The organism is Neisseria sp. P0020.S003, assembly GCF_051957095.1.
GTDB classification, from domain to species: domain Bacteria; phylum Pseudomonadota; class Gammaproteobacteria; order Burkholderiales; family Neisseriaceae; genus Neisseria; species Neisseria subflava.
The window spans coordinates 202,220-227,818 of the sequence record NZ_JBQCWU010000002.1; the positions used below are offsets into that span (position 1 = coordinate 202,220).

General features: G+C 47.3%; 20 protein-coding genes, 4 pseudogenes and 1 CRISPR repeat array (1 of these 25 running past the window's edge). Of the genes and pseudogenes, 12 read left to right on the forward strand and 12 right to left on the reverse strand.

Features of this window, described 5'->3' with window-relative positions:
• Positions 1-16 precede the first annotated feature (16 nt).
• Together ACTHTQ_RS02685 and ACTHTQ_RS02690 are read right to left on the reverse strand one after the other, a co-directional pair.
• Complete coding sequence (locus tag ACTHTQ_RS02685; protein ID WP_440363008.1) at positions 17-2,218, reverse strand: FepA family TonB-dependent siderophore receptor; 2,202 nt, start codon at positions 2,216-2,218, stop codon at positions 17-19.
• Positions 2,219-2,449: 231 nt separating this feature from the next.
• The gene (locus ACTHTQ_RS02690) at positions 2,450-2,668 is read right to left on the reverse strand and encodes a YdcH family protein (protein WP_049328987.1); all 219 of its coding nucleotides are present in this window, start codon (positions 2,666-2,668) and stop codon (positions 2,450-2,452) included.
• A gap of 221 nt (positions 2,669-2,889) precedes the next feature.
• Between ACTHTQ_RS02690 and ACTHTQ_RS02695 the strand changes: the two genes are divergently transcribed.
• Both ACTHTQ_RS02695 and glyA read left to right on the forward strand, forming a co-directional pair.
• Positions 2,890-3,261 carry a hypothetical protein gene (locus tag ACTHTQ_RS02695; RefSeq protein WP_440363009.1) on the forward strand — a complete coding sequence of 124 codons (372 nt, stop codon included), beginning with the start codon at positions 2,890-2,892 and terminating at the stop codon, positions 3,259-3,261.
• Positions 3,262-3,394: 133 nt separating this feature from the next.
• Entirely contained in the window at positions 3,395-4,645 is a 1,251-nt protein-coding gene (glyA, locus tag ACTHTQ_RS02700; RefSeq protein ID WP_070585599.1) for a serine hydroxymethyltransferase, read from the forward strand.
• A 72-nt stretch (positions 4,646-4,717) separates the two neighbouring features.
• On the opposite strand, the pseudogene ACTHTQ_RS02705 reads toward glyA, so the two are convergent.
• Together ACTHTQ_RS02705 and yddG are read right to left on the reverse strand one after the other, a co-directional pair.
• Positions 4,718-4,936, reverse strand: a pseudogene (locus tag ACTHTQ_RS02705) (elongation factor 1-alpha C-terminal domain-related protein); the annotation flags it as partial.
• 112 nt (positions 4,937-5,048) lie between these two features.
• Entirely contained in the window at positions 5,049-5,963 is a 915-nt protein-coding gene (yddG, locus tag ACTHTQ_RS02710) for an aromatic amino acid DMT transporter YddG (protein ID WP_440363010.1), read from the reverse strand.
• A gap of 182 nt (positions 5,964-6,145) precedes the next feature.
• On the opposite strand from yddG, the gene ACTHTQ_RS02715 reads away from it, so the two are divergent.
• The 5 genes from ACTHTQ_RS02715 (at position 6,146) to ACTHTQ_RS02735 (ending at position 9,513) form a co-directional block, all read left to right on the forward strand.
• On the forward strand, positions 6,146-6,571 hold the full coding sequence (locus ACTHTQ_RS02715) for a MarR family winged helix-turn-helix transcriptional regulator (RefSeq protein WP_070826889.1): 426 nt from the start codon (positions 6,146-6,148) through the stop codon (positions 6,569-6,571).
• Positions 6,572-6,582: 11 nt separating this feature from the next.
• Complete coding sequence (locus ACTHTQ_RS02720; protein WP_440363011.1) at positions 6,583-7,452, forward strand: ABC transporter six-transmembrane domain-containing protein; 870 nt, start codon at positions 6,583-6,585, stop codon at positions 7,450-7,452.
• A 27-nt stretch (positions 7,453-7,479) separates the two neighbouring features.
• On the forward strand, positions 7,480-7,803 hold the full coding sequence (locus tag ACTHTQ_RS02725; RefSeq protein WP_440363012.1) for a DMT family transporter: 324 nt from the start codon (positions 7,480-7,482) through the stop codon (positions 7,801-7,803).
• Between the two features lie 525 nt (positions 7,804-8,328).
• Positions 8,329-8,835: a hypothetical protein gene (locus ACTHTQ_RS02730; RefSeq protein WP_003685697.1), complete on the forward strand. Its 507-nt coding sequence runs from the start codon at positions 8,329-8,331 to the stop codon at positions 8,833-8,835.
• Positions 8,836-8,925: 90 nt separating this feature from the next.
• Positions 8,926-9,513, forward strand: a complete 588-nt coding sequence (locus ACTHTQ_RS02735; protein WP_440363013.1) for a hypothetical protein — start codon at positions 8,926-8,928, stop codon at positions 9,511-9,513.
• 127 nt (positions 9,514-9,640) lie between these two features.
• On the opposite strand, the pseudogene ACTHTQ_RS02740 reads toward ACTHTQ_RS02735, so the two are convergent.
• The 4 genes and pseudogenes from ACTHTQ_RS02740 to ACTHTQ_RS02755 all read right to left on the reverse strand — a co-directional run.
• A pseudogene (locus ACTHTQ_RS02740) lies at positions 9,641-9,940 on the reverse strand (sulfite reductase subunit beta); the annotation flags it as partial.
• Between the two features lie 94 nt (positions 9,941-10,034).
• The gene (locus tag ACTHTQ_RS02745; RefSeq protein WP_003678634.1) at positions 10,035-10,568 is read right to left on the reverse strand and encodes an inorganic diphosphatase; all 534 of its coding nucleotides are present in this window, start codon (positions 10,566-10,568) and stop codon (positions 10,035-10,037) included.
• Positions 10,569-10,652: 84 nt separating this feature from the next.
• Positions 10,653-11,117, reverse strand: a complete 465-nt coding sequence (gene nudB, locus ACTHTQ_RS02750) for a dihydroneopterin triphosphate diphosphatase (RefSeq protein WP_440363014.1) — start codon at positions 11,115-11,117, stop codon at positions 10,653-10,655.
• A 137-nt stretch (positions 11,118-11,254) separates the two neighbouring features.
• Entirely contained in the window at positions 11,255-11,908 is a 654-nt protein-coding gene (locus ACTHTQ_RS02755) for a phosphoesterase (RefSeq protein ID WP_440363015.1), read from the reverse strand.
• 86 nt (positions 11,909-11,994) lie between these two features.
• Between ACTHTQ_RS02755 and ACTHTQ_RS02760 the strand changes: the two genes are divergently transcribed.
• Positions 11,995-12,438 (forward strand): RpiB/LacA/LacB family sugar-phosphate isomerase, encoded by a 444-nt coding sequence (locus tag ACTHTQ_RS02760; RefSeq protein ID WP_440363016.1) that lies wholly within the window; start codon positions 11,995-11,997, stop codon positions 12,436-12,438.
• 207 nt (positions 12,439-12,645) lie between these two features.
• Positions 12,646-14,280 (forward strand): exonuclease domain-containing protein, encoded by a 1,635-nt coding sequence (locus ACTHTQ_RS02765; protein WP_440363017.1) that lies wholly within the window; start codon positions 12,646-12,648, stop codon positions 14,278-14,280.
• A gap of 170 nt (positions 14,281-14,450) precedes the next feature.
• Here the strand turns inward: ACTHTQ_RS02765 and ACTHTQ_RS02770 are convergent.
• Positions 14,451-15,014 (reverse strand): annotated as a pseudogene (locus ACTHTQ_RS02770) (RNA ligase); the annotation flags it as partial.
• Between ACTHTQ_RS02770 and ACTHTQ_RS02775 the strand changes: the two are divergent.
• From ACTHTQ_RS02775 to ACTHTQ_RS02785, 3 genes and pseudogenes are all read left to right on the forward strand, one after another.
• Positions 14,958-15,752, forward strand: coding sequence for a UvrD-helicase domain-containing protein (locus ACTHTQ_RS02775; protein WP_440363040.1), 795 nt, complete (start codon positions 14,958-14,960; stop codon positions 15,750-15,752). The pseudogene ACTHTQ_RS02770 and the gene ACTHTQ_RS02775 sit on opposite strands and share 57 nt — an antisense overlap.
• Positions 15,753-15,991: 239 nt before the next feature.
• The gene (locus tag ACTHTQ_RS02780) at positions 15,992-16,597 is read left to right on the forward strand and encodes a hypothetical protein (RefSeq protein ID WP_440363018.1); all 606 of its coding nucleotides are present in this window, start codon (positions 15,992-15,994) and stop codon (positions 16,595-16,597) included.
• Positions 16,598-16,676: 79 nt separating this feature from the next.
• Positions 16,677-17,351, forward strand: a pseudogene (locus ACTHTQ_RS02785) (RNA repair transcriptional activator RtcR family protein); the annotation flags it as partial.
• Between the two features lie 149 nt (positions 17,352-17,500).
• Here the strand turns inward: ACTHTQ_RS02785 and ACTHTQ_RS02790 are convergent.
• The 3 genes from ACTHTQ_RS02790 to ACTHTQ_RS02800 form a co-directional block, all read right to left on the reverse strand.
• Entirely contained in the window at positions 17,501-18,508 is a 1,008-nt protein-coding gene (locus tag ACTHTQ_RS02790; protein ID WP_440363019.1) for an IS5 family transposase, read from the reverse strand.
• A 209-nt stretch (positions 18,509-18,717) separates the two neighbouring features.
• Positions 18,718-19,545, reverse strand: a complete 828-nt coding sequence (fghA, locus tag ACTHTQ_RS02795; protein WP_440363020.1) for an S-formylglutathione hydrolase — start codon at positions 19,543-19,545, stop codon at positions 18,718-18,720.
• Between the two features lie 8 nt (positions 19,546-19,553).
• Positions 19,554-20,690 carry an S-(hydroxymethyl)glutathione dehydrogenase/class III alcohol dehydrogenase gene (locus ACTHTQ_RS02800; RefSeq protein WP_440363021.1) on the reverse strand — a complete coding sequence of 379 codons (1,137 nt, stop codon included), beginning with the start codon at positions 20,688-20,690 and terminating at the stop codon, positions 19,554-19,556.
• Positions 20,691-20,935: 245 nt separating this feature from the next.
• Positions 20,936-25,599: a CRISPR direct-repeat array (repeat unit 32 nt; unit sequence GTTTCAACACACAGCCGCCCGAAGGCGGCTGG) (it continues 1,536 nt past the right edge of the window).

The window sequence follows — 25,599 nt, forward strand, 5'->3', positions numbered from 1 at the left end:
TTTAATACGTTTTTACTTAAAACGATACTTTCAAACTGCCGTAGAAAGCACGGCCATGCTCGTTATAAGTTTGTGCGCCGGCAGTTGTGCGGTACAGTTTTTTGTCAAACAGATTGCTGATACCGCCACGGACGGCCACGCGTTTGTTCCAGTTGTAGCCTGCATTGATGCCCCAAATGCCGTAAGAGCCGACTTGAGTTTGGCTGTGTTCGGAAGACAACGCTGCCACGCCTGCACGAGGATTGCCGTCTCGTTCCAATCTATTAATCGCCACGCCGCGCGGTTTGGTGCGGCCGTAGTGGGTAAAGGTCAGGTTGGCATCGAAGCGTTCGTTCGGCGTCCAAGACAGTGTGCTGTTGATGGTGTGTTTCGGCACCAAAGACAATGGATTGCCTTGATAATCTTCGGATTTGTGCATGTAAGTGAAGTTGTTGCTCCACTTGAGTGTGTCATGCAACGGAATCACCAAGTTGCCTTCGATACCCGAAATAGTCGCTTTCGGCGTATTTTCCCATTGCAAGAGCCAGTTGCCGATATTGCTGGTGGCAATAAGCTGGTCTCCGATCACGATTTTATTGCGATACGCATTATGGAAATAAGTAGCCGAAGCCTGCCAGCCGTTTTTGTTGAACTCAAGGCCAATCTCTTTATTGATACTGGTTTCAGGTTTCAAATTGCTGTTGCCCATGTAATAGCAGCGGACACTGTTCGGCGCATTGAGCGGACAGCCCTGACCGCGTGTGTACAGAATAAAGTCAGGATTGGTTTGATACAGGTTTGGCGCTTTGTACGCACGGGCAATACCTCCTTTGACCAACCAGTTTTCGCCGATTTGATGCGAGAAGTTCAAAGCCGGACTCCAGTTGCTACCGCTGTCGCTGTTATGGTCGAAACGGATGGCCGGAATCAGATGGGTTTTGTCGGTCAATGAAATATTGTCTTCAACGTATGCCGCCCAGTTGCGTTGCGATGCCTTACCGCCGCGCGTTGCGGAGATACCGTTAAACGCATCGGTTTTGCCTTGGTCTTTAAATCCCTGAGTATTGGAGGCAGGATCGTCCAATTTGCTGTCAGTAAATTCCGCACCGACCGTCAATACATTATCGACACCAAGTTTGAACGGAATATTCGCTTCGCTGCTGAAGCGCAGGTTTTTCAGACGGCTTTGAACAAAATCCAAGCCTGTATAGCTGCCTTCCGGACCACCGGCCAAACCTTCAGGCAAGTGGCTGTTAATTGTGCGCTCATAACTGATCACGTTTTTGGTATCGCCCCATTCCCATGCGCCATCATGCGTTAAAGAATAAGCGGAACGGTATAAGCGGGCAGTTTCGGCTTTGCTGTCGGCCAAAGAATTAACCAAAGCGGAACGCGGATTGCTGTTTTGCGTATCGCCGTTGTAGATATTGCCCTGACGGCTGTAACTGCTGTCCAAAATCAGCGTTTGCGCTGGGCTGATTTTCCATTGCAGACGGCCTGCAATATCTTTATTGCGTACGCCTTCGACACCGGCCGCGCTGTCATTGCCGTGTCCGGCATTAATATCGGCAGCATCTGCATCTGTTTTATTCAGGTTGCCGTAAATGCGGAAGCCCAAAGTATCTTGGATAATCGGACCGCTCAAATTGAAGCCGATACGGTGGGTTGCGCCCTCTTTGCTGTCTTGCGGCTGATTGGCGTAAAGATTGACTTGGCCTTTAAATTCTTTAGACACTTTTTTGGTGACAATATTGACCACGCCGCCCATCGCGCCGGAGCCGTAACGTGTTGCCGCCGGACCGCGCAAGACGGTAATGGATTCAATCTCTTCAATCGGCACCCAGTTGCTGTCGCCACGCGTATTGCGTTCACCACGCATACTGATACGCTCGGACTGGCGCGAATTAACCGGCTTGCCGTCAATCAAAATCAAAGTGTTTTCAGGACCCATACCGCGCAAGTCGATTTGGCGTTTGTTGCCACGCTGACCTGTTGCCGTATTGCCGGTCAGGTTGACTCCGGGCATGGTTCGGACAAATTCGGAAATATCATTGGCTACAGGGCGTTTGTCGATGTCGTCTTTAGAAATACGCGATACGCCGAGCGACTGTTGCAACTGCTTCTCGGCAGTAACGTAAACGGTATCGACTTCAGCCTGCTCAATGGCTTTCTCTTCAGCTGCGTGTGAGAATGCACTAATTAACGCCAAAGGCAAAATGGCGAGTTTGAATGTTTTCATTGCATTGTTTCTCTTGGTTTTGTTTGTTTAAAATTAAAATGAAAATTATTTTAGATTTTAAATAAACTTAACAGAGTTTTCAATGCAATTAAGAGTGGTTTACAATTAATATTTAAATTTTGTTAATAGAATTAACAAAATACCAAACAACTAAAAAGGCCGTCTGAACCAGTATGAACCGAAATCTGAGATTTCTATCATACCGTTCAGACGGCCTTATTCAATTTTTAATTATTTGCCTGCTGCTTTTTGCAGAATAGCATACAATTCGTCTTTGAGTTTGAGTTTGGCTTTTTTCAGCTCTTCAATCTCTTCGGCACCGCTGGTAACAGGATTGTTAACCAAACCGGTGATTTTATCGTCCAGCTCATTGTGCTCGTCAAACAAACGGGCAAAGTGTGCATCCTCTTGTTTCAGTTTAGAAATCAAATCGCGATATTCTGGAAACATTTTGTTTTCCTCTCTTGTTAATTAAATAAAAAAGTACTGCTGTCAAAAACTAGGACGAATCAATCTTTAGCTTCATTATAACAAACACGGGCGTTTTATCCAGTCTTTTTTAAGTCGAAACTGTTTTACATCAAAATTAATAATATCAACATAAGTTAGTGCCAAAATAGAAAGAAACGGCTTTATAGACGGCTTGCCGACTTGGGCATACAATCGGGCTTATGCATTTACATAATGGCCGAACCACCCTATTCCGTCATATCAACGGCATGGACGGACAATTTATCCTGCTTGAGAACCATCCTTCATGGATGCCGATCAATGATGCCGATTTCAACCATGCGGCGCCCCTGCCCGACGGTTTGGCAGTACACGAAGAATCGTTTTATCCATTTGAAAAAATAGATGCCGAGTCGGCAGACAATATCAAAATCTTCAGCGAAGAAGCCCTACGGCTGGAGAAAGAACGATTAAATGCGGTAGCCTTGGTAGAACTGGCAAAAAATCTTAAAGCCGCCCAAGCAGAAGCCGATTTAGCCGCGCTTCTGGAAAAAATGGATTTTCATTTAAAACAAGATGATATTTTCAAATAAATCCTTCAATCTCAGGCCGTCTGAAACCCAACATCCGACACAATTGTTGACAATGCAAGAAAAATAGTTCATCTTGAACCAATTCGTAGCACTCCATCCCATATTTTCAGCCCATCACAAAGGAATCGAGAACATGTTTTCAAAAAGCGTTACCCTCGCACAATATGACCCCGATTTGGCAGCAGCCATCGCCCAAGAAGACAAGCGCCAGCAAGACCACGTCGAGCTGATCGCCTCTGAAAACTACGTCAGCTGTGCCGTTATGGAAGCCCAAGGTTCGCAATTGACCAACAAATACGCTGAAGGCTATCCTGGCAAACGCTACTACGGCGGCTGTGAATACGTTGATATTGTTGAACAATTAGCGATTGACCGCGTAAAAGAACTGTTTGGCGCCGCCTATGCCAACGTTCAACCGCACTCCGGCTCCCAAGCCAACCAAGCCGTGTACGCTTCTGTTTTGAAACCTGGCGACACCATTTTAGGCATGTCTCTGGCACACGGCGGCCACTTGACCCACGGCGCAAGCGTTAATATCTCCGGCAAACTCTACAACGCCATTACTTATGGTTTGGATGAAAACGAAGTTCTCGATTATGCCGAAGTAGAACGCTTGGCTCTTGAACACAAACCCAAAATGATTGTGGCCGGTGCATCTGCCTATGCGTTGCAAATCGACTGGGCAAAATTCCGCGAAATCGCCGATAAAGTCGGCGCATACCTCTTTGTCGACATGGCGCACTATGCCGGCTTGATTGCCGGCGGTGAATATCCTAACCCAGTGCCATTCTGCGACTTCGTCACCACCACCACCCACAAAACCCTGCGCGGCCCTCGCGGCGGTGTGATTTTGTGCCGTGACAATACTCACGAAAAAGCGCTGAACTCTTCCATCTTCCCAAGCCTACAAGGCGGCCCGTTGATGCACGTTATCGCTGCCAAAGCCGTAGCGTTTAAAGAAGCGTTGCAACCTGAGTTCAAACAATACGCAAAACAAGTGAAAATCAATGCTGCCGCCATGGCGGAAGAGCTGGTTAAACGCGGTTTGCGCATCGTATCCGGCCGTACTGAAAGCCACGTTTTCCTCGTTGACCTGCAACCGATGAAAATCACCGGTAAAGCCGCTGAAGCCGCTTTGGGCAAAGCACACATCACCGTCAACAAAAACGCTATTCCGAATGATCCGGAAAAACCATTCGTTACCTCCGGCATCCGCATCGGCTCCGCCGCCATGACCACACGCGGCTTTAACGAAGCCGACGCGCGCGTATTGGCGAACTTGGTTGCAGACGTCTTGGCAAACCCTGAAGACGAAGCCAACCTCGCCAAAGTCCGCGAACAAGTGACTGCTTTGTGCAATAAATATCCGGTTTACGGCGCATAAGCATTTCCGACTTGGATAAAATATTAGGCCGTCTGAATATTCAGACGGCCTTCTTTTATTTCAACTTTTCTTTTAAATTTCAAAACTGTTTGTTTCGCTGACTTTGCGTATCATGCCTGCCGCGACAGTATGGTTGGTGGCTTCGTCAATCAAAATAAACGCGCCTTGTGCATGGTTATCTTCGTATGCGGCAGAGGCGAGTGGCTGCTGGGTTTTGAAGCTGACGCTGCCGATATCATTGAGCTTGAGCGTTTCTGCGGATTCGGCAGCGCGATTAAGTTTGTCCACTTCTCGTGATTTCTCAAACTGACTGCTACTTTAAACAGGCCGTCTGAAAATGGGGAAGAATGTTTGGTTGTTAAAAAGCTGTTTGCGTTATATCGCAAAGCTATAGGATATTGCCTCACGCCATCCGCTTTCTCCGGGTCGGCAACCAACACACAATCGACCCTAAGCACACCATACCTGCCCCCTGCCAAAACGTCATGGACAAAGGCGCGCTAATCAAAAACGAGGACACTACCGCAGACAATACCGGAATGAAATAAGATGCGCCGGCCAATACGGTCAGGTTGCCACGCGAAATACCGATATTCCACACCGCATAGCCCAAACCCATACAAGCTGCAGCGGCAACGGCATAGCCGAGCGATACAGTATCAAAATTCAACGTATTCGCGCCGCTGAGAAAGTATTCGATCCACAACAGTATCGACACCAGCGCAAAGAAGAAACCGACGCTGCTGCCCTCTGCTTTCACCCTTGCCGTAAGCGTGCAATACGCCGCCCAAAGTACGGCATCTACAAATGCCATGATATAGCCGCCGGGATTGATGCGGACATTTTGGTAAATACCGGAAACCGACAAGCCGACATCGCCGCCCAGTACAGTGGCAATCCCCAAAAACGACAGCACAAAGCCGATGACTATCCACCATTCTGACGGCTGTTTGTTGAAATATACCGCCCCGACGATGGTAAACGTCGGCCACAAATAATTCACCATGCCGATTTCCACCGCCTGTCTTGCGTTTTGTGCAAAGCCAACCGACAACGACAAACACAATTCGCAGCCGACAAAAAACACGCTTGCCCAAAACAAATAGCTGCGGTTGTAATTGCGCAAATGCGGCCGTCCGAAAATCAGCCAAATCAATACAGTGGACAGGGTGTACATCATTGCCGCGCCGCCCACTGCCCCCATATGCAGACTCAAAGAGCGTATCAGAGAAATGACGAAGCTCCACAAAGCAACAGCAAGCAGCCCGATGGCAGTGGCTTGTTTGGATGAAATATTTTGAGATAAGAAATGAATCATGGCGTATGTGTTGAAGATGGTTTTATTAGGTTTATCGTAGTTTGAATATATCGTTTCTACATTAATTATTTTAACGGTTTCAAGGCCGTCTGAAAATGATTGTTTCAGACGGCCTTCTATTTGCAATTAGTCCTAAACATGACTATAATCCGTATCCAATTAGTCAATATAGAGACCAATTTATGAATCAGCTCGACCAACTCGGTATGCGCATCAGCCACATAGACAGCGCATTCGACCAATGGATTAAACAGCAAAACACCAACTACAACACTTTAGCCGTTCTCTACACTTTGGCTACCGAAGGCAGCCGCACTCAAAAATACATAGGCGAAGAATGGAGCCTGCCCAAGCAAACCGTTTCCGGCACATGCAAAACGCTGGCGGAACAAGGCTTGCTGACATTTCACGAAAGCGAACAAGACAAACGCGAACGCTTATTGTCGCTGACCGAGCAAGGCAAGGAATCTGCCACACCATTGGTGCAAAACATGCAGGAATTCAGCAAACGAATTTTTACCGCCTTCGGTGAAAAACGTGCAGCCCGACTGTTTGCCGATTTGGACGCGTTGGCCGAATTAATGGCGCAAACCCTCAATACTAAATAAGGAGGGCATCCATGTGGAAAATGCTGAAACACATCGGCAAAACACACCGCCGCAAACTCATCACAACCTTCTCTCTCGTCGGCTTGGATAATCTGCTCTTGCTGGTATATCCCGTATTTGGCGGCTGGGCGATTAATGCCGTTATGGAAGGCAACGTCTGGCAGGCAATGTTGTATGGCGTGGTGGTTTTATTAATGTGGCTGGTCGGCGCCGCCCGCCGAGCAGCAGATACGCGTACGTTTACCCAAATCTATACCGAAATCGCCGTCCCGGTCGTTTTGGAACAGCGCAAACGAGAAGTACCGCATTCCGCTATTACCGCACGCGTCGCCCTATCGCGTGAGTTTGTCAGTTTCTTTGAAGAACACCTGCCCATCGCTGCTACTTCGCTGGTCTCCATCTTCGGTGCATGTATGATGCTGCTGATATTGGAATTTTGGGTGGGCGTATTGGCTGTCGCGCTACTTGCCCTGTTTTTATGGTTGCTGTCGCGTTTTGCCGCCATCAGCGAAAATCTATATTTCCGTTTAAACAACCGGCTTGAACGCGATAACCACCTTATCCGCGACGGCAACAAGCATCAGCTCTACCGCCACTATGGCTGGGCTGCCAAACTACGCGTGCTGATTTCCAACCGCGAAGCCTTAGGCTATCTCAGTATCGGCATAGCGATGAGCGTATTGTTCGGCTTCGCCTTTATACACATGACACTTAAAGGCTATGGCAGCGTCGGCCATATCTATTCCGTCAGCACTTATTTATGGATGTTTGCAATGAGCTTGGACGATGTACCGCGCTTGGTCGAACAATACTCCAATCTAAAAGATATCGGACAACGCGTTGAACTCTCAGAAGAAAACAATCTTTCCAAGGCCGTCTGAAACCTTAACACACTATCAGGACATATTATGAGTTGGTTTTATTTAATCTTAGCCGGTATGATGGAAATCGGCTGGCCATTGGGCTTAAAGCTGGCACCACAGGAAGGCTACCGCTGGCATGGCTTTGCCGCCGCGCTTGCCTGCATCGTCGGCTGCGGATACCTCCTTTACCTTGCCCAAAAAAGTATTCCGATGGGTACAGCCTACGCCGTCTGGACAGGCATAGGCGCGGCAGGGGCATTTTTGGTAGGCGTTGTATTTTTCAACGATGCCGCCAACTTCGGCTGCTTGCTCGGCGCATTTCTCATCATCTCCGGCGTCGTAGTGATGAAACTCTCCAGCGGAAACTGAAAATCTCGTTTCTATTAAATCTAAGGCCGTCTGAACGAGCATGTTCAGACGGCCTAATACCTTCCCGAATATAACGAAATCATCTTAAATTAAAACCAAGCATTCTTTCCTTTTTTCAGACGACCTGTTTAAAGAGCCTGCTCGGATTGTTATCAATTCACCCGGTTTTGCATTATAATTGTGCAAATTTGACTCACTCGAAAGAAAATAAATTGGAAGGATTACAACAACTTGTAGATTTATTAGTGGGTTTTGTCGATTGGATATTGAAATTACTGGCATTCTTGTTTTAAACTACGTTCCATTCTTTTATACATTAAAGACGTATTTTCATCATGCAAACCGCGCAACGCTCTGCTACTTTCTTCTATTGGTACCACACAAACGTGCGGTACTTTTTTGCGCTTGTCTGAAACAGACCAAGTTGAAAATACGCAAATTAGAGCCGCCTCATTTGAGCGGCTTTTTTTATACCCATCATGGCCGCTTAAATCCACCCATTTTTAAGAAACAAGGAATACAGCCATGACTGCCTCAACTAAAATCCACAGCCAAACCCAAATGTTACACACCTGCCGCATGGTCGTTGACAGCAACAGCCACCACAGCATGCTCAACATGCACACTTTGCCTGATTCGCCTGACAGCCTCATCAGCGAAGCCCTGATTCCGCAAGTGCGCACCATCGCGACTTTGATTGCCGCAGAGCGCCACGACTTCAATCAAAGCAGCCCTAACGTTTTTACTGATGAAGCGGATTTCTTCGCAGCACGTATTTTGGTTCTAGGCGTACGCCGTTTCCATTTGGATATTACCCTGCTGCCTATGCTCAAAACCGCCAACAAACGCGCCGAAGCTTTCGCCAAACGTCATCACATGCCCTTCTCTCCCGCTGAAATGCAAATGTCTCTGCACACCCGCCGCCCTGCCAACCTGTTGATTATCGAAACCGAACACGAAATGCCTGCACTGGGCAATCTGGCTGCCAACAGCCGTGCATTTGCAGCGCAACTTTCCAATATTATTTTGTAAAACCACTTGAAAAACAGGGGAATGGTTTAATATTAGGCAAACACACTCCGCCGAAATCTCGGCAAAGACAAACCTCTCTCAGGAAAAACAATGAAAAAACTGATTGCCTTAGCCGCCCTTTCCACTTTTGCCCTCGCTGCCTGCAAAGACAATACCCAGGCGCAACTTGAACAGCAACAAAAACAAATCGAAGCATTGCAACAACAGTTGGCACAACAAAACGGCCAACAAGAAGACAATACGGTTTACCAGCTCATGCCCGAAGCCGTGAAAGACACCATTCCTGCCGAAGCACAAGCCAACGGCAACAACGGCCAACCGGTAACCGGTACAGACGGCCAACAATACATCTATGACCAATCCACCGGCAGCTGGCTGCTGCAAAGCTTGGTGGGCGCGGCAGCCGGTGCATTTATCGGCAACGCATTGGCGAACAAATTCACACAGGCACGCAATCAAAACAGCCCGATTGCCCGTCAAGCCCGTGCCAACTATTATCAAACCGCACGTCCAAACGGACGCACCAGCCAACAACTGAATACGCGCACCCTGCGTGCCCAACAGCAAAATGCGCAACAACAAAATGCTCAACAGCAACAGCGTTACCGCGAAACCGCGCGTCAGCCTTCCAACTACCGCCGCCCAAGCATGGGTCGGGGCTTTGGCCGCCGTCGCTGATTCGGTTTATATCCCATCTTTGATATAAATACGCACAATATAAAAGGCCGTCTGAAAATCAGATTTTCAGACGGCCTTTAGTTTTCTCTATTTTCTCATTGCAGACTTGTGGGTCTGTCTGTATGCGTTATGCCCAAAAGTCTCGCGGAGCATCCAATACGGGTTTAACGATGCCGGTACGGATGGCGAAATCGCCAAAACCTTCAGCATCCAAACGGTTTCGAGACCACTCTACCACCCAGCCTTCGACAATTTCAAGGATTTCAGGTTCGGTAATGTTTTCTTTAAACAGGCGCGGAATGCGGGGGCCTTCGCAGTTGCCGCCTGCGTAAAGGTTGTAGCGGCCGATGGCTTTGCCGACCAAACCTATTTCCGCCAGCATGACGCGGCCGCAACCGTTGGGGCAACCGGTTACGCACAAAACGATTATTCGTCTTCCAAGCCTGTCCTTCGGTTGATATATAAAAAGGCCGTCTGAACTTTGCTTTCAGACGGCCTTGATATTGGACGGGACAAACCGATTAGGCTTGTTTGTTCCAACGTTCGATAGATTCTTTGATGACTTGTTTCGCTTCTTCTACATCGCCCCAGGATTCAACTTTAGTGGTACCTGCTTTTTTCAGGTCTTTGTAGTGGTTGAAGTGGAACTCGATTTGTTTGATCAGTTGTTGCGGCAAATCAGCCAAAGTTTTGTAAGCGTTGCCGTTGTTGCGGTCGTCGGCTGGAACGCAGACAATTTTGTCGTCCACTTCGCCGTCGTCAACGAATTTCATCACGCCGATAACGCGTGCTTCCAGGAAAATACCGGTTGCCAAAGGCTGCTCGGTAACCAGCAATACGTCCAATTCGTCGCCGTCTTCGTCCAAAGTTTGCGGAATGAAGCCGTAGTTGGTCGGTTTGGCGAAAATTGCCGGTTCAACGCGGTCGAGTTGGAACGCGGCCAGTTTGCGGTTCCATTCGATTTTGTGGTTGCTGCCCGCAGGGATTTCGTTGACAACGTTGATGATGCCGCCGTCCACATCGCCCGGGGTCAGGATTTTGTTGAAGTCTGCCATGATGTTTTCCTTTGATTTTAAAGAGAGTCAAACGGCGAAAGTATAACAAACCCAAGGCCGTCTGAAAATGTGAAACTGTCGTATTCAGACGGCCTTTTTGGCATTCAGCCTTTTGACCAGTTCTAAAATTGCGCGTTTATTGGAAGGGGAAAACACTTTTTCCGCCGCTTCTTCCGCACTAAACCAACCGTAGGCAACGTGTTCGTCCGGTTGCAGCATGATGGGCGTATCACGCGGAATTTGGGCGGAGAAGATGTGTTCGCGGTTTTCAAAAACGCCTTTGGGATAGCGATGGCGCCAGTGATGATAGATTTCATAAACGGTGCTGTCGTGCCAGTTTTCCAGCTGGCCGTCTGCAAGGCGGATACCGGTTTCTTCCCACACTTCGCGCCATGCGGTTTCTTCGATACGCTCGCCCTCTTCCAAGCTGCCGGTAACCGACTGCCAAAAACCTTGCGGCGCCGTGCGTTCAATCAGCAGGATATTGCCGTCTTCATCATGCAAAACAACCAAAGCGGAAACGGGATACTTCAAAGGCTTGCCGCTCATGACTTATCCTTGCCGGATTGATTGGGGAGGCTGATTTTTTGTAGTAAGTAAGCCAAAAGGTTTTCCATGTATCACTCAAAAATGGGAAATTGATATTCAGACGGCCTTTGCCGGAAATCCGCAAAGGCCGTCTGAAATTATACCTGATTTAACTGCGCCAGTTTCCGAGACACCAGCTCTGCCGCTTCTTCCGGCGAGTTGGCCTTCAACCCTACTTCGCCAAAATACGAAATTTTAGGCAAATCACACAAAAACTTATCGACGTCTTGCGCCGTCAAAAAACGGCCGTGCAAATCGAAGCCGACATTTAAAGCACGCCCTTTGATTGCCGCCACCCTGTCATGCAAATGGCCGTACAAGTGATACCAGCCCTGATAGCAGCCGTCCCACTCCTGAATCGGGTAGTGAAAGAGAACCAGTGTATTCTTAATTTCCGGCGATTTGAGTTTCAAATACGGCCGTATGGACGACAGCAGCGGATGCCCATCATGCTTGGTTTGGCTGCGGAAAAAATCGGCATGCTGCCGAATCACATGATCATGATTGCCGTAAATCAAGTGATGTTGTCCGTTCAAACGCGACAAAACGCGCTCTATCTGCTTGTAGTCTTGGGCAAAGGAAAAATCGCCCAAGTTATACACCGTATCTTCAGGCATAACGGTTTCATTCCACGTTTGGATTAAAAATTCATCCATCTGCTCCACCTTATCGAACGGTCGAAATTGCGGGCAGAATTTGGCGATGTTTTTATGTGAAAAATGTAGGTCTGATGTGAAGTAGGTTTTGCTCATGCCGTGCTTTCTGCGTTGCAAGCTTGAATCGTATCACGCGCAGGCGTATGCTGAATAATGTTTATTGTATGCTTCAAGGAGTTTTTATGCGTTTGGTTATTGCCGCGCCGGCCAACGGCGCGATATTGAAAGACGCGCTCAAAGCGCATTTGCAAAACGACCCGCGTGTCGGCAGTTTGGTTGATTTGTCTTCACCCGAAGGAACGTATCCGCAGCTTTCGTTTGTGGCGGCGCAGGAAGTGGCGGCAGGGCGTGCCGATCGCGCGCTGCTGATTTGCGGTACCGGCGTGGGTACGGCGATTGCCGCCAATAAAGTGCGCGGCATACGGGCGGCGACAGCGCACGATTTGCTCACCCTCCGCGGCTCAGTGGAAAACTATGATGCGCAGGTTTTATGTATGGGGCAAAACGTCATCGCAGCTCCGGCCGCTTGGGCATTGGTCGATATTTGGTTGGACTTGCGCCACGACACAAACAGCGGCTATGCGCCTAAAGTCGACGAAATCGAAGCGTACGAGCGCGGAAAATAAATGATAAATTTTCTATACATTTTCTTACAGATTCTGGACCAGAATATTTACAAAATTCCTAGAAATGGAAAAATTTATATTAACCACCCAATTTATAGTTTAGCTTTTATTATTTATACCATACTAGGAGAATAGACATTTCTTTTTATTTGGGATATTATTATTTTATATAACTTACTAAACTCTTTTACAAAAAGAAAGATATCGATGGAAACCTTCTCACAATATATAGTTATTGATACAGAGACAACTGGATTATATAAAGGATCAAGGCTTGTCCAACTTGGATGGATTGTATTTGATAAAAATGGTAATAAATTATCAGAAAATGAATACTTGATAAAACCTGTTAATTATAAAATTCCAGAATCAGCAATAGCTATCCATAAAATTACAACCGAACAAGCAATAGAAAAGGGATTCTTACCGCAAGAAGTTTTAAGTTATTTTATGAATGATATTTTCAAACCAGATACTTTATTAATTGGACATAATATTGAGTTTGATATAAGAGTCCTTGAAACAGAATTAAAGCTTTTAAATATTTTTCCTAAAAACCTTCCTATTTCAACTTATTGCACAATGCGCTCTACAAAAAATATTTGCAAAATTCCAAGTGCTAACTATAGAGACTACAAAATACCAAAGCTCATTGAATTATATAGGCATTTATTTAAAAAGGGGTTTGCAAACGCTCATAATGCACTAGCAGACTGTCGAGCAACTGCAGAATGTTTTTTCGAATTAAAAAGATTAAATTTAATTCAAAATAGTTACATTCATACTTCCATATTCAACAAAAAACAACCTCAAATTATTATTATTGAAAAAGAATACTCAAAAAAAGAAATAAAAACTAATCAATATAAATTTGAGAATACCAATACCAATACCAATACCAATACCAATACCAATACCAATACCAATACCAATACCAATACCAATACCAATTACAATTGGATATGGTGGGTTATTGTTATTTTAATCTACTTTTTACTACCTAATACTTGCTCCAATAAAAAAGATAAATTATCAAGTTATAGTACATCGACATCAAATCCAACAACACCCCTAATAATAGAAAAAAAACGTGATAGTTTACCTCCACCAGTAGAAGACCCAATAGCTCATGCACAGATACTCATTAACAATCAAGATTATAAAAGTGCTTTACCTATTTATACTAAATTAGCCTACCAAGGTAATGCCACAGCGCAAGATCAATTGGCTAGAATGTATCTTATGGGGCTTGGAGTAAAAATAAATCTTAGTAAAGCAGTTTACTGGTTTGAAAAAGCTGCCAATCAAGGGTTTGATAATTCACAATATGAATTAGGCCTAATGTATGCTACTGGCAAAGGAGTTACACAAAATTATCAAAATGCAATATTTTACTGGCAACAAGCAGCTACTCAAGGAAATGAAAACGCAAAAAAAGCTTTACAGTTATTAGCAGAAATGGAGCAAAAGGAAAACGCAGATTATAGAAAAAAACAGGAGGAACAACAAAGATTATTAGAAGAAAGACAACAAGCAGAACAGCAAAGATTGTTAGAAGAAAAACAAATGTTAAATAGACAACAGGAGCAGTTGCGTTTAGAGAAACAACAGGAAAACGAATTAACAGCTGCTGTTCAACAATCACAATACCTTTTACAAAGTACATGGAATAAAATTCCGAATAATATTCAAACTAGCTTACTTAATGAACAAAACAATTGGGAAGCTTACCGTAACCGAAATTGTGAAAGTTATCGTAACAATAACACAACCAAACTGAATTGTTATATCCAGTTAAATCAAGAGAGAACTCAATATTTACAAGGATTTATTATTCAATAGTGGGTAGGAATTGCTCTAAATAATAGAGTGATTCCTACTTACCAAACTAGTATTATATTTAGAATTAAATGAACACTGTCTTGTTAGTATGAGATTTTATGAGTTGATTATGTATCAGCACTATATAATTAAGAAATAATTCAAACTATTGTTTTTTTTTAATATATTTTTTAAAACTGTCTCAAAAACACCTGAATGAACGCAATCTTATCCAATTCCGGCATAGCGTTGAACGCTTCCTGATACTCGTGGATGTAGTCGATTAAAGGATAAAATTCTTCATCAATATGGCGTTTGTCGAGTTTGCGGCCAATATTTCCCTCGTTGCTTCGTCCTAAAAATTTGGAAATCAGGTAATACGGCGATTTGAGTTTGAACAACATTTCGCCGTTTTGCGCATCAAATACCATAAAGCCTTCGTGTTCCACATTTTTCAGACGGCCTTTCAGCTCGCCAAACGTGATGTTTTTCAGCGTTTCGGGGCGGCGGATGCCGTATTGTTTGCCGATTTCGTCCAATTCGGTTTCGCTAAACTGACGGCCGGTCGCCACATCAATGTAGCCGATTAAGGTTTCGCCCAATTCTTCGCGGATGATGTGCACGTCTTTCGCGTCTGTGATTTCAAACAAAAAAGTGTGGTTCGGATATGCGCGGAACAAGGTTTCGTATTGCGCGCAGTGTGCGGCGGTCATGTCTGCAAACGCGCTATCAAGCGAACCGGTAGTCGAATAGATGAATACCAAGACATCAGTGAAAAACACTACCGGCTTGTTTCTGCGCTTGCGGGTAGGAAGCGGGCTAAAGAAGACAAGCTGACCATTCTGGCGGTCAGCGACGATGACCAAAACATCTACGCCTTCAATGGCACGAGCAACGAGTACATACACCGTTTCCAAAAAGACTACGACGTTGCCCAACCCGACTATTTGACCTACAACTACCGCAGTACACAATACATCATCAGCGCTGCTAACAGCGTAATAAACGGCATGACAGGTCGTCTGAAAACACTGCATCCGATTGTTATCAACCCTGAACGTCAAACACAGCCCAACGGTGGTGTATGGGCTGCAACAGACAGCGAAAGGCAGGGGCGTGTGCGCCACATCAGCCTGCCGTTCGGTAGCAACAGCAACATACAGGCACAAGCTGTTATCACCGAAATAGGTCGTCTGAAAACCTTGAGCGAAGTCGCATGGAATGAGATTGCAGTTTTATCCCATCATAATGCCAGTCTCAAACCTATGCAGGCATGGTGTGAACAAAACGGCATACCTTATTTTTTGAGTGCCGACAAAAGCAGCAAAATCAAATTGCGCCACACCCGTGAGTTTGTCCGCCTGATTGATGGTGTGGAAAAACAAACCGAAGGCTTTACATCACAAGCTTTTGCAGAACTTATTAGTGAACAAGTGAAAAAAGTGGTGGCAGTTGGTGCGTTTGGTTTAGGCAATTACAAACTGATTTCTTAAACGAATATCCACTGCAAGATGAGAAGCTACCTGAAAAGTCGGATAACCTTGCAGAGAGTCGTGAGGCAGAAATCCAAGCGTCGCCCATAGAAGACAACGGGTCGTCTGAAAACGGTAGTGGCAGTGTTAATCGATATTCGTCCGCCTTTCTGAAAAACTGGCTCTACGAGTATGTAGGTGATGAAGATGAAACCCGTTCGGAAGGTATATTTTTAGGCACGGCACACGCAGTTAAAGGGTTGGAGTTTAAGCACGTTTTCATTTTAGACGGCGGTTGGCAGGGAGTTGACGAAGCCGAACAGAGGCTTTATTACGTCGCTATGACTCGTGCCATAGAAACACTGACCCTACTGCAAACTACCCCAGAGCATCCTTGGATGGCAAAGCTACCTGATGATATTGAAAGCGTGGCTCAAATCTTTACCGAATTGCCTGAGTTGAATACCGAATACAGGCGTTTGGCAGCTTATCGAAACACGGCAGTCGAGGGAGAAACTGATAGCAAAAGTGATTTGGATATCGACTTCATCGTTTGTCACAACAATGTCGAAACTGTGAAACAACGTCTGTTTGCTGCTGCGAAGCTGAAAAAAGACGATCCACTGGAAATGAAACGGACGGAGGATGGCAGATATATTTTCCTTTCTGATGATATTGAGGTTGCCCGTACCGTCAAATTACCACCGTTGCCGGCAAAAACTACCGCCTATGCCAACACTTTCAGAGTACGTTATTTAGACGAAGTCGGAGAATCATTTCGTCAACGTATCCCAGAAAAAATCGGCACTAAAAAGCTGGAAAAATGGACGCTTGTTATTCCTATGTTAGTGATACCGCCTGAGTAAAAAGAGTTTTTCAGGCTATCTCAAACATGAAGAAGGCAGCTTGAATACAAGACTGTCTGAGACTCAAACGGAATAAAAGATGAGTAACAAAAAACAAGTCGCCGTCAGTTTTCTCGGCACGGTATTGGACAGCGGTTTCGGTCAAGGGCGTTGGCAGAAGTGGCGGCCGAATGTCGCCATGAATCAACGTCAGGATTTTCAACTTGACCGTATTGAGCTGTTTTATGCGGAGAAATACCGCGAACTGGCGGATCATGTAAAAGCCGATATTCAGCAGGTATCGCCGCACACAGTTGTCAATCTCGTGCCTATGGAGCTGGCAAACCCGTGGGATTTCTCCGAGGTTTATACTAAACTGCACGACTGGGCAGCAGGCTATCCATTTGATACAGACGAAGAAACCTATCTCACCCACATCACCACAGGTACACACGTTGCCCAAATCTGCCTGTTCTTATTAGTGGAATCGCGTCAAATCCCCGGCGTACTGTTACAAACCGCTCCTCCCAAAAATCAAAGACGCAGTATGGAGAACGGCAATGTAGGCAGTTATGAAATCATCGATTTAGACTTGGCTCGTTACGACGTACTGGCTGAACGCCTTGCCGCCGTACGCGATGACACAGTGCGCTACCTGAAAAGCGGCATTTCCACCCAAAACGCCGCCTTCAACCGCATGATTGCGGAAATCGAACAAGTCGCACTCAACTCCCCTTCCCCCATTCTGCTTTCCGGCCCGACAGGCGCAGGCAAATAGAGACCTTTGCAAAAAGCCTTTCCCCCGACAGCCGAAACCTAAACAAAGGTTTTCGACTATTTCCCTCCCCCAATACCTCCTAATTTTACCCAAATGCCCCCTTAATCCTCCCCAGATACCTGATAATCAGGCATCCGGGCCGCCTTTTAGGCAGCAACAGGCACACTTAGCCTGTTAGCCGCTTTCAACAGGTTCAAACACATCGCCTTCAGATGGCTTTGCGCACTCACTTTAAATAGATCAAAATAGGTGGCCCGCGCATAGCGGAATTTACGGTGCAGCGTACCGAAGCTTTGTTCGATCACATAACGGGTTTTCGACAAATACCGGTTACGCTTCGTTTGATTTTCCGTCAGCGGACGGCTGCGGTGGGCTTTGCGCATAATGCCGTCTAACAACTGATGCTCTTCCAGATGTTGCCGGTTTTCCGCACTGTCGTAGCCTTTGTCGGCATAGACGGTCGTACCTTCGGCAATGCCCTCCAACAAAGGCGACAGGTGGTTGCACTCATGGGTATTGGCGGGAGTGATGTGCAGTTTCTCGATATAGCCTTCCTCATCGGTACGGGTATGTTGTTTGTAACCGAGTTTGTAGAGGCCGTTTTTCTTTATCCAACGGGCATCTTTGTCCTTACTCGGTGTGGTTTGTCCGCTGACTTGTCCTTCTTCATCGACTTCTATGGCCTGACGCTGTTTGCTGCCGGCGGTCTGAATAATGGTGGCGTCAATGACGGCGGCGGATGCTTTCTCTACTTTTAGGTTTTTTTCGGTCAGTTGGCGGTTAATCAGTTTTAGCAATTCGGACAGGGTGTCGTCTTGCGCCAGCCAATTGCGGTAGCGGCATAAGGTGCTGTAATCGGGGTTACTCAGTTCGTCGAAACGGCAAAACAGGTTGAAATCGACGCGGGTGATGAGGCTGTGTTCGAGTTCGGGATCGGAGAGGCTGTGCCATTGTCCGAGCAGGACGGCTTTGAACATGGACAACAGGGGATAGGCGGGACGGCCGCGGTGGTCTCTAAGGTAACGGGTTCTTTGACGATTCAGGTATTGCTCGATCGGTTGCCAATCAATCACTTGATCTAACTTCAATAGTGGGAAGCGGTCGATGTGTTTGGCAATCATGGCTTGTGCGGTTTGCTGGAAGAAAGTGCTCATGAGAAATCCCCTAAATGTCTTGGGTGGGAATTTAGGGGATTTGGGGGGAATTTTGCAAATTGAGGAAATATTTACAGCGATTCGGATTAGAATGGGGAGATATTTAAGTAGAGTAGGCAAGCTAGCTCATTTTGATAGCATTATTTTCGTTAACATAAAAATTAACGCTCACTCCAACGTTTGGTCGATTCACCAATCATTTCTTCGACTTACTTCAAAAATGCCGCATGATAGGCAATATGCTCACCAATAAAACTGGCGATGAAGTAATAGCTATGATCATAGCCTTTGTGGAAGCGCACATCAGCCGGTTGATTTGCCGCACGACAGGTTTCGATAAAATCTTCGGTACGCAATTGTGTTGGCAAAAACTCATCTTCCAAGCCCTGATCAATGCGCATACCTTGCACCTTATAGCCTTGTTGAATGAGTGAGCTGGCATCATATTGCTGCCATTTTTCGCGATCTTTTCCTAAATAGGCAAAAAAGGCTTTCGCCCCCCAAGGCACGAGGCTAGGCGATAAAATAGGCGAAAAGGCAGAAACACTTTGATAACGTTCTCGGTTTCGCAGTGCCAATACCAATGCGCCGTGTCCGCCCATTGAATGCCCCATAATGGAACGTTTACCGTTGGTAGGGAATTTTTCCTCAATCAGGCCAGGCAACTCATTCAAAATATAATCATACATTTGATAATTCGTCGCCCAAGGCTGCTCGGTCGCATTCAGATAAAAGCCCGCACCCTGCCCTAAATCGTAAGCATCATCGTTCGGCACTTGCTCTCCGCGAGGGCTGGTATCAGGTGCAACCACAATCACTTGATGTTCTGCCGCATAACGCTGAAAGCCCGATTTGGTAATGAAATTTTGTTCCGTACACGTTAAGCCGGAAAGCCAATAAATCACACCAAGCGGTCGATTCTCCTGATTATCCGGCAAATAGACGGCAAATTTCATTTCGCATTGAAGCGTTTGGGCATGATGTGCCCAAACTTGTTGCGAACCGCCGAAAATTTGATGTTGTTCAATCAGTTTCATCTCGGACCTTAGTAATGAATAACAGCGCGGATCGATTTGCCTTCGTGCATTAAATCAAAGGCTTCATTGATTTGATCGAGTGTCAGTGTGTGGGTCACAAATGGTTCTAACTCGATGTCGCCTTTCATTGAATCTTCCACCATTTTCGGAAGTTCAGAGCGACCTTTCACACCGCCAAATGCCGTGCCTTTCCAAACACGACCAGTGACCAACTGGAACGGACGAGTTGAAATTTCTTGTCCTGCACCTGCTACGCCGATGATAATGGATTGTCCCCAACCACGGTGTGCACTTTCTAATGCCTGGCGCATTACGTTTACATTGCCGATACATTCAAAGGTATGGTCAATGCCCCATTTATTGATGTCTAACAACACATCTTTGATTGGTTTATCGTAATCGTTCGGATTCAAACAATCAGTTGCACCAAACTGTTTCGCCAGCTCGAATTTTGAAGGATTGGTATCAATAGCAATAATGCGACCCGCTTTGGCTTGACGCGCACCTTGCACGACAGCCAAACCAATCGCCCCCAAGCCAAACACGGCAACAGAGTCGCCTTCTTGCACTTTTGCCGTATTATGTACCGCACCAATACCTGTGGTAACGCCGCAGCCGAGTAAGCATACTTGTTCGTGGTTTGCTTCTGGGTTGATTTTTGCCAGTGAAACTTCTGCAACAACAGAGTATTCACTGAAAGTCGAACAGCCCATATAGTGATAGATCGGCTGACCTTGATAAGAAAAACGCGTCGTGCCGTCCGGCATTAAGCCTTTACCTTGTGTATCACGCACTGAGACACATAAGTTGGTTTTACCTGAACGGCAAAACTCACATTCGCCACATTCAGCGGTATAAAGAGGAATGACGTGATCACCTGGTTTTACGCTCGACACACCTTCACCCACAGCAACGACTACACCCGCACCTTCATGTCCAAGCACCACAGGGAATACACCTTCAGGATCGCTTCCTGATAACGTAAATGCATCTGTATGGCACACGCCCGTGTGCGTGTTACGAATTAACACCTCGCCTTTGCGTGGCATTTCTACATCGATTTCCACAATTTGTAAGGGTTGATTTGGTGCAAATGCCACCGCCGCACGAGATTTGATGGTTGAATTGGTTTGTTTATTTTCCATTATTTTTTCCTTTTAATTCATTAATTAAAGTTATCTAGCCTAAGTAAGATAACAACAGGTTATACTTTGACCTCCACTCTAACGCAAGCGTTTTTGCAATTTTGGCTCCAACAGTAGCATGATCAACTGACAGTCCGCCGTGTAATTGGCGGTTAAAGGCTTCTGAATATTTCCCTAAATCATGCAACTTTCCCGTCTGGCAGGCAATTTCCTGCGCACCAAGAAGAGTAGCCTGCTTGGACGATATTTGAACATACAGCCACCCAAAGGCGGCTGACGGAATAGGTCGTCATAGAGTTCGTAGTTACTAGAGTTTCAGCACACAGCCGCCTGAAGGCGGCTGGAAAATTATTCCTAACCTGCCTATTCCAGAAGGCGTTTCAACACATAGCCGCCTGAAGGCGGCTGATCGACCATCGTATTCAATACTATTGGTTGTATTAGTTTCAACACACAGCCGCCCGAAGGCGGCTGGCATAGCTCAAGACCGTTTTATGCGCTCATACGATGTTTCAACACACAGCCGCCCGAAGGCGGCTGGTTTTGGCAATGCCGGTACACAGGGGCTATCTGTTATCGTTTCAACACACAGCCGCCCGAAGGCGGCTGGCTTCCAATTTGCTCACGGCAGTGGTGCGTATGCTTTGTTTCAACACACAGCCGCCCGAAGGCGGCTGGGTCCGGCGTGGATGGATTGCCGCCGGAAAAACATTTGTTTCAACACACAGCCGCCCGAAGGCGGCTGGCTACCTGAAGGGCGGTTACTACGTTTCCTGATTTTTGTTTCAACACACAGCCGCCCGAAGGCGGCTGGAAATGCCTTCAGCCATTACAGGTGCAGACATTGCAGTTTCAACACACAGCCGCCCGAAGGCGGCTGGAATTAACCATCTTTCCAACCTGATTACGCGCATGTTTCAACACACAGCCGCCCGAAGGCGGCTGGCGGTTATGGTTACAAAAAACCAAACATGATTCTGTTTCAACACACAGCCGCCCGAAGGCGGCTGGCTTAATAATCAGTAATTTATAATTTGTAAGGAATTGTTTCAACACACAGCCGCCCGAAGGCGGCTGGGATAAACGAAAATTCAATGCCCACGAACTCACGGTTTCAACACACAGCCGCCCGAAGGCGGCTGGGTTAAGTTCATGGCTGATTTAAATAGATCTATAGTTTCAACACACAGCCGCCCGAAGGCGGCTGGGTTCTGCTACTGAGCCGTTGAAATTTGGAACATCTGTTTCAACACACAGCCGCCCGAAGGCGGCTGGGAGCCATTCGACAAGCTCAGGCGTTTTAGAACCCGTTTCAACACACAGCCGCCCGAAGGCGGCTGGGAACGGCCGAAACCGTATTTATCCATGTTTTCACGTTTCAACACACAGCCGCCCGAAGGCGGCTGGGCCCATCTTGAGACGGCCTAAGTCATCAGACTGTAGTTTCAACACACAGCCGCCCGAAGGCGGCTGGAATCCGCGCCCACTCTCGCAATGTGAAACTGCCTGTTTCAACACACAGCCGCCCGAAGGCGGCTGGTTCGGGAAAGATGAGGGTTCGGGATTGACGGTATAGTTTCAACACACAGCCGCCCGAAGGCGGCTGGAGCGGTAGCAGCAGCATTTATCATGTTTTCAAGTAGTTTCAACACACAGCCGCCCGAAGGCGGCTGGATCAATTCAAAAAGTTCATCTTTTTTAAGATCAGGTTTCAACACACAGCCGCCCGAAGGCGGCTGGAAACTGAAGCTTCAATCGTTAAAGGTACTTTAGCAGTTTCAACACACAGCCGCCCGAAGGCGGCTGGGCCGTTAAAGCGTTTAACGCCCATAATTTGGCCTGTTTCAACACACAGCCGCCCGAAGGCGGCTGGACATGATTTCTTCTTCCGTGAGTTCGTGGGCATTGTTTCAACACACAGCCGCCCGAAGGCGGCTGGAAGCACGACCAAAGCAACAGCTTGGAAAAAAGATAGTTTCAACACACAGCCGCCCGAAGGCGGCTGGGGCAAAACCAGTTTAGGCGTGCGCCGTATGATTGTTTCAACACACAGCCGCCCGAAGGCGGCTGGCAATGCGATCCAAACGAATACACAAACGCAGGCAGGGTTTCAACACACAGCCGCCCGAAAGCGGCTGGCAAGTCAGTATGAAAACCGTAAAGCGGACACGCTGTTTCAACACACAGCCGCCCGAAGGCGGCTGGGATTTTGGTTCAGCCAATCGTTATTTGTCGTCTGTTTCAACACACAGCCGCCCGAAGGCGGCTGGAAAGGCTTAGTACCCAAGCTGCTTGATTTTGAAGTGTTTCAACACACAGCCGCCCGAAGGCGGCTGGAATTATCAAACCTGAGTACAACGGCACAGTATGGTTTCAACACACAGCCGCCCGAAGGCGGCTGGGACATCCGGCGATTTTTACCAATGTGTCTTCATGGTTTCAACACACAGCCGCCCGAAGGCGGCTGGGACATCCGGCGATTTTTACCAATGTGTCTTCATGGTTTCAACACACAGCCGCCCGAAGGCGGCTGGTTTTGTTTTAAGTTGGTAGCTAAATTTATATCAGGTTTCAACACACAGCCGCCCGAAGGCGGCTGGTTTTGTTTTAAGTTGGTAGCTAAATTTATATCAGGTTTCAACACACAGCCGCCCGAAGGCGGCTGGAAAAGAAATGTTAGACATCTTAAAACGCATGCTTGTTTCAACACACAGCCGCCCGAAGGCGGCTGGGATTGCTGGGATACCATCAAAAACAGGTCGGCATAGTTTCAACACACAGCCGCCCGAAGGCGGCTGGTTCAACATTTGGGGCAGGCCGGTACAAATAAGTTATGTTTCAACACACAGCCGCCCGAAGGCGGCTGGCTTGTTCCGTACTTGTCAAAAAATGTACGCTCATGTTTCAACACACAGCCGCCCGAAGGCGGCTGGAATCGAAAGCCCTTGAGGATGGTTTTGCCGACGGTGTTTCAACACACAGCCGCCCGAAGGCGGCTGGAGCCCCAAAAGGCCGACCAAATCAGCAGGCATGCTGTTTCAACACACAGCCGCCCGAAGGCGGCTGGCTGCATCACTTTTTTATCAACCCTTATTGAAAGGTTTCAACACACAGCCGCCCGAAGGCGGCTGGCAAACTGGCAGCAGGCATATCCAAAAAATAAAGAGGTTTCAACACACAGCCGCCCGAAGGCGGCTGGTAAGCAATACTCGACGATTTAAAGTCATATAAATGTTTCAACACACAGCCGCCCGAAGGCGGCTGGTGTCCGTAATCTTGTATCAAGACACACCCATCTTGTTTCAACACACAGCCGCCCGAAGGCGGCTGGCCCCGGAAAGGGGCTTATCATGGCAACACAATCTGTTTCAACACACAGCCGCCCGAAGGCGGCTGGGTTTCCTATGAGGGATTAACTTTTGCGGTTGAGGGTTTCAACACACAGCCGCCCGAAGGCGGCTGGTTATTGCCCTAGATAGTGTACAAACTTGGGTAGGGTTTCAACACACAGCCGCCCGAAGGCGGCTGGTTATTAATTGGTTTTGCCGTTTATACCATTAATGGTTTCAACACACAGCCGCCCGAAGGCGGCTGGAATCGTGCTTCTTCCATCACCTCCATATATCACAGTTTCAACACACAGCCGCCCGAAGGCGGCTGGATTAGGGCTTGTTGAATCGCTATCTTGATTTGTGGTTTCAACACACAGCCGCCCGAAGGCGGCTGGTCGAGAGGAATCAGACAGTTTTTACCCATGAACTGTTTCAACACACAGCCGCCCGAAGGCGGCTGGCCCATCTTGAAACGGCCTAAGTCATCAGACTGTAGTTTCAACACACAGCCGCCCGAAGGCGGCTGGGAAGAGATAGGAAAATTGACGGTTCGAAGACAAAGGTTTCAACACACAGCCGCCCGAAGGCGGCTGGAGTACATCAGCAAACACATCAACAGCCGTCTGCCAGTTTCAACACACAGCCGCCCGAAGGCGGCTGGTTCCACTTCTTACAAAAAATCCACTACTGCCCTAGTTTCAACACACAGCCGCCCGAAGGCGGCTGGCCGTCATCCCTTCCACGTCTTAACGGTATTTCAATGTTTCAACACACAGCCGCCCGAAGGCGGCTGGGATGTTTTGTTTTAAGTTGGTAGCTAAATTTATATCGGGTTTCAACACACAGCCGCCCGAAGGCGGCTGGCGTAGCGAGAACACGGTTCAGAAAAAAACTTGCAAGTTTCAACACACAGCCGCCCGAAGGCGGCTGGGTTAATGCTAATGACTTTATGTTAACGCAAAAAGTTTCAACACACAGCCGCCCGAAGGCGGCTGGTCCCCTCACCTGTAACTGATTTTGATGTGATGAAGTTTCAACACACAGCCGCCCGAAGGCGGCTGGCTCTTTTTGGATTTTGTAGTCGGGATTGTCTTTGTGTTTCAACACACAGCCGCCCGAAGGCGGCTGGCCAAGCAAGGCTATTGCGATGGGTATCAGGTAAAGTTTCAACACACAGCCGCCCGAAGGCGGCTGGATGCAAAAATAAAAATCCCCTTTATACCTTTTTTGTTTCAACACACAGCCGCCCGAAGGCGGCTGGCAAAGCGAATATCAAAACGCGTTTCTTTCAACACTGTTTCAACACACAGCCGCCCGAAGGCGGCTGGCGGCACCGGCTGCACCGCAGCTAAACCCGGTTGGTTTCAACACACAGCCGCCCGAAGGCGGCTGGGATTATTTCAATCCGTCCACACAATACAATTAAGGTTTCAACACACAGCCGCCCGAAGGCGGCTGGACATCTCCAACCTTTGCATTTTCGGCAAACGCATGTTTCAACACACAGCCGCCCGAAGGCGGCTGGAACATACCCATCTTGAACGCAAAGCTGTGGGCATGTTTCAACACACAGCCGC

Bases quoted from the DNA above. Each gene is read 5' to 3' on its own strand.
- ACTHTQ_RS02690 (WP_049328987.1), bottom strand. From the start codon at position 2,668: ATGTTTCCAGAATATCGCGATTTGATTTCTAAACTGAAACAAGAGGAT.
- ACTHTQ_RS02695 (WP_440363009.1), top strand. From the start codon at position 2,890: ATGCATTTACATAATGGCCGAACCACCCTATTCCGTCATATCAACGGC.
- ACTHTQ_RS02685 (WP_440363008.1), bottom strand. From the start codon at position 2,218: ATGAAAACATTCAAACTCGCCATTTTGCCTTTGGCGTTAATTAGTGCA.
- nudB (WP_440363014.1), bottom strand. From the start codon at position 11,117: ATGAGCGGCAAGCCTTTGAAGTATCCCGTTTCCGCTTTGGTTGTTTTG.
- ACTHTQ_RS02800 (WP_440363021.1), bottom strand. From the start codon at position 20,690: ATGGAAAATAAACAAACCAATTCAACCATCAAATCTCGTGCGGCGGTG.
- ACTHTQ_RS02720 (WP_440363011.1), top strand. From the start codon at position 6,583: ATGTGGAAAATGCTGAAACACATCGGCAAAACACACCGCCGCAAACTC.
- ACTHTQ_RS02765 (WP_440363017.1), top strand. From the start codon at position 12,646: ATGGAAACCTTCTCACAATATATAGTTATTGATACAGAGACAACTGGA.
- ACTHTQ_RS02745 (WP_003678634.1), bottom strand. From the start codon at position 10,568: ATGGCAGACTTCAACAAAATCCTGACCCCGGGCGATGTGGACGGCGGC.
- yddG (WP_440363010.1), bottom strand. From the start codon at position 5,963: ATGATTCATTTCTTATCTCAAAATATTTCATCCAAACAAGCCACTGCC.
- fghA (WP_440363020.1), bottom strand. From the start codon at position 19,545: ATGAAACTGATTGAACAACATCAAATTTTCGGCGGTTCGCAACAAGTT.
- ACTHTQ_RS02725 (WP_440363012.1), top strand. From the start codon at position 7,480: ATGAGTTGGTTTTATTTAATCTTAGCCGGTATGATGGAAATCGGCTGG.
- ACTHTQ_RS02715 (WP_070826889.1), top strand. From the start codon at position 6,146: ATGAATCAGCTCGACCAACTCGGTATGCGCATCAGCCACATAGACAGC.
- ACTHTQ_RS02755 (WP_440363015.1), bottom strand. From the start codon at position 11,908: ATGAGCAAAACCTACTTCACATCAGACCTACATTTTTCACATAAAAAC.
- ACTHTQ_RS02790 (WP_440363019.1), bottom strand. From the start codon at position 18,508: ATGAGCACTTTCTTCCAGCAAACCGCACAAGCCATGATTGCCAAACAC.
- ACTHTQ_RS02730 (WP_003685697.1), top strand. From the start codon at position 8,329: ATGACTGCCTCAACTAAAATCCACAGCCAAACCCAAATGTTACACACC.
- glyA (WP_070585599.1), top strand. From the start codon at position 3,395: ATGTTTTCAAAAAGCGTTACCCTCGCACAATATGACCCCGATTTGGCA.
- ACTHTQ_RS02760 (WP_440363016.1), top strand. From the start codon at position 11,995: ATGCGTTTGGTTATTGCCGCGCCGGCCAACGGCGCGATATTGAAAGAC.
- ACTHTQ_RS02735 (WP_440363013.1), top strand. From the start codon at position 8,926: ATGAAAAAACTGATTGCCTTAGCCGCCCTTTCCACTTTTGCCCTCGCT.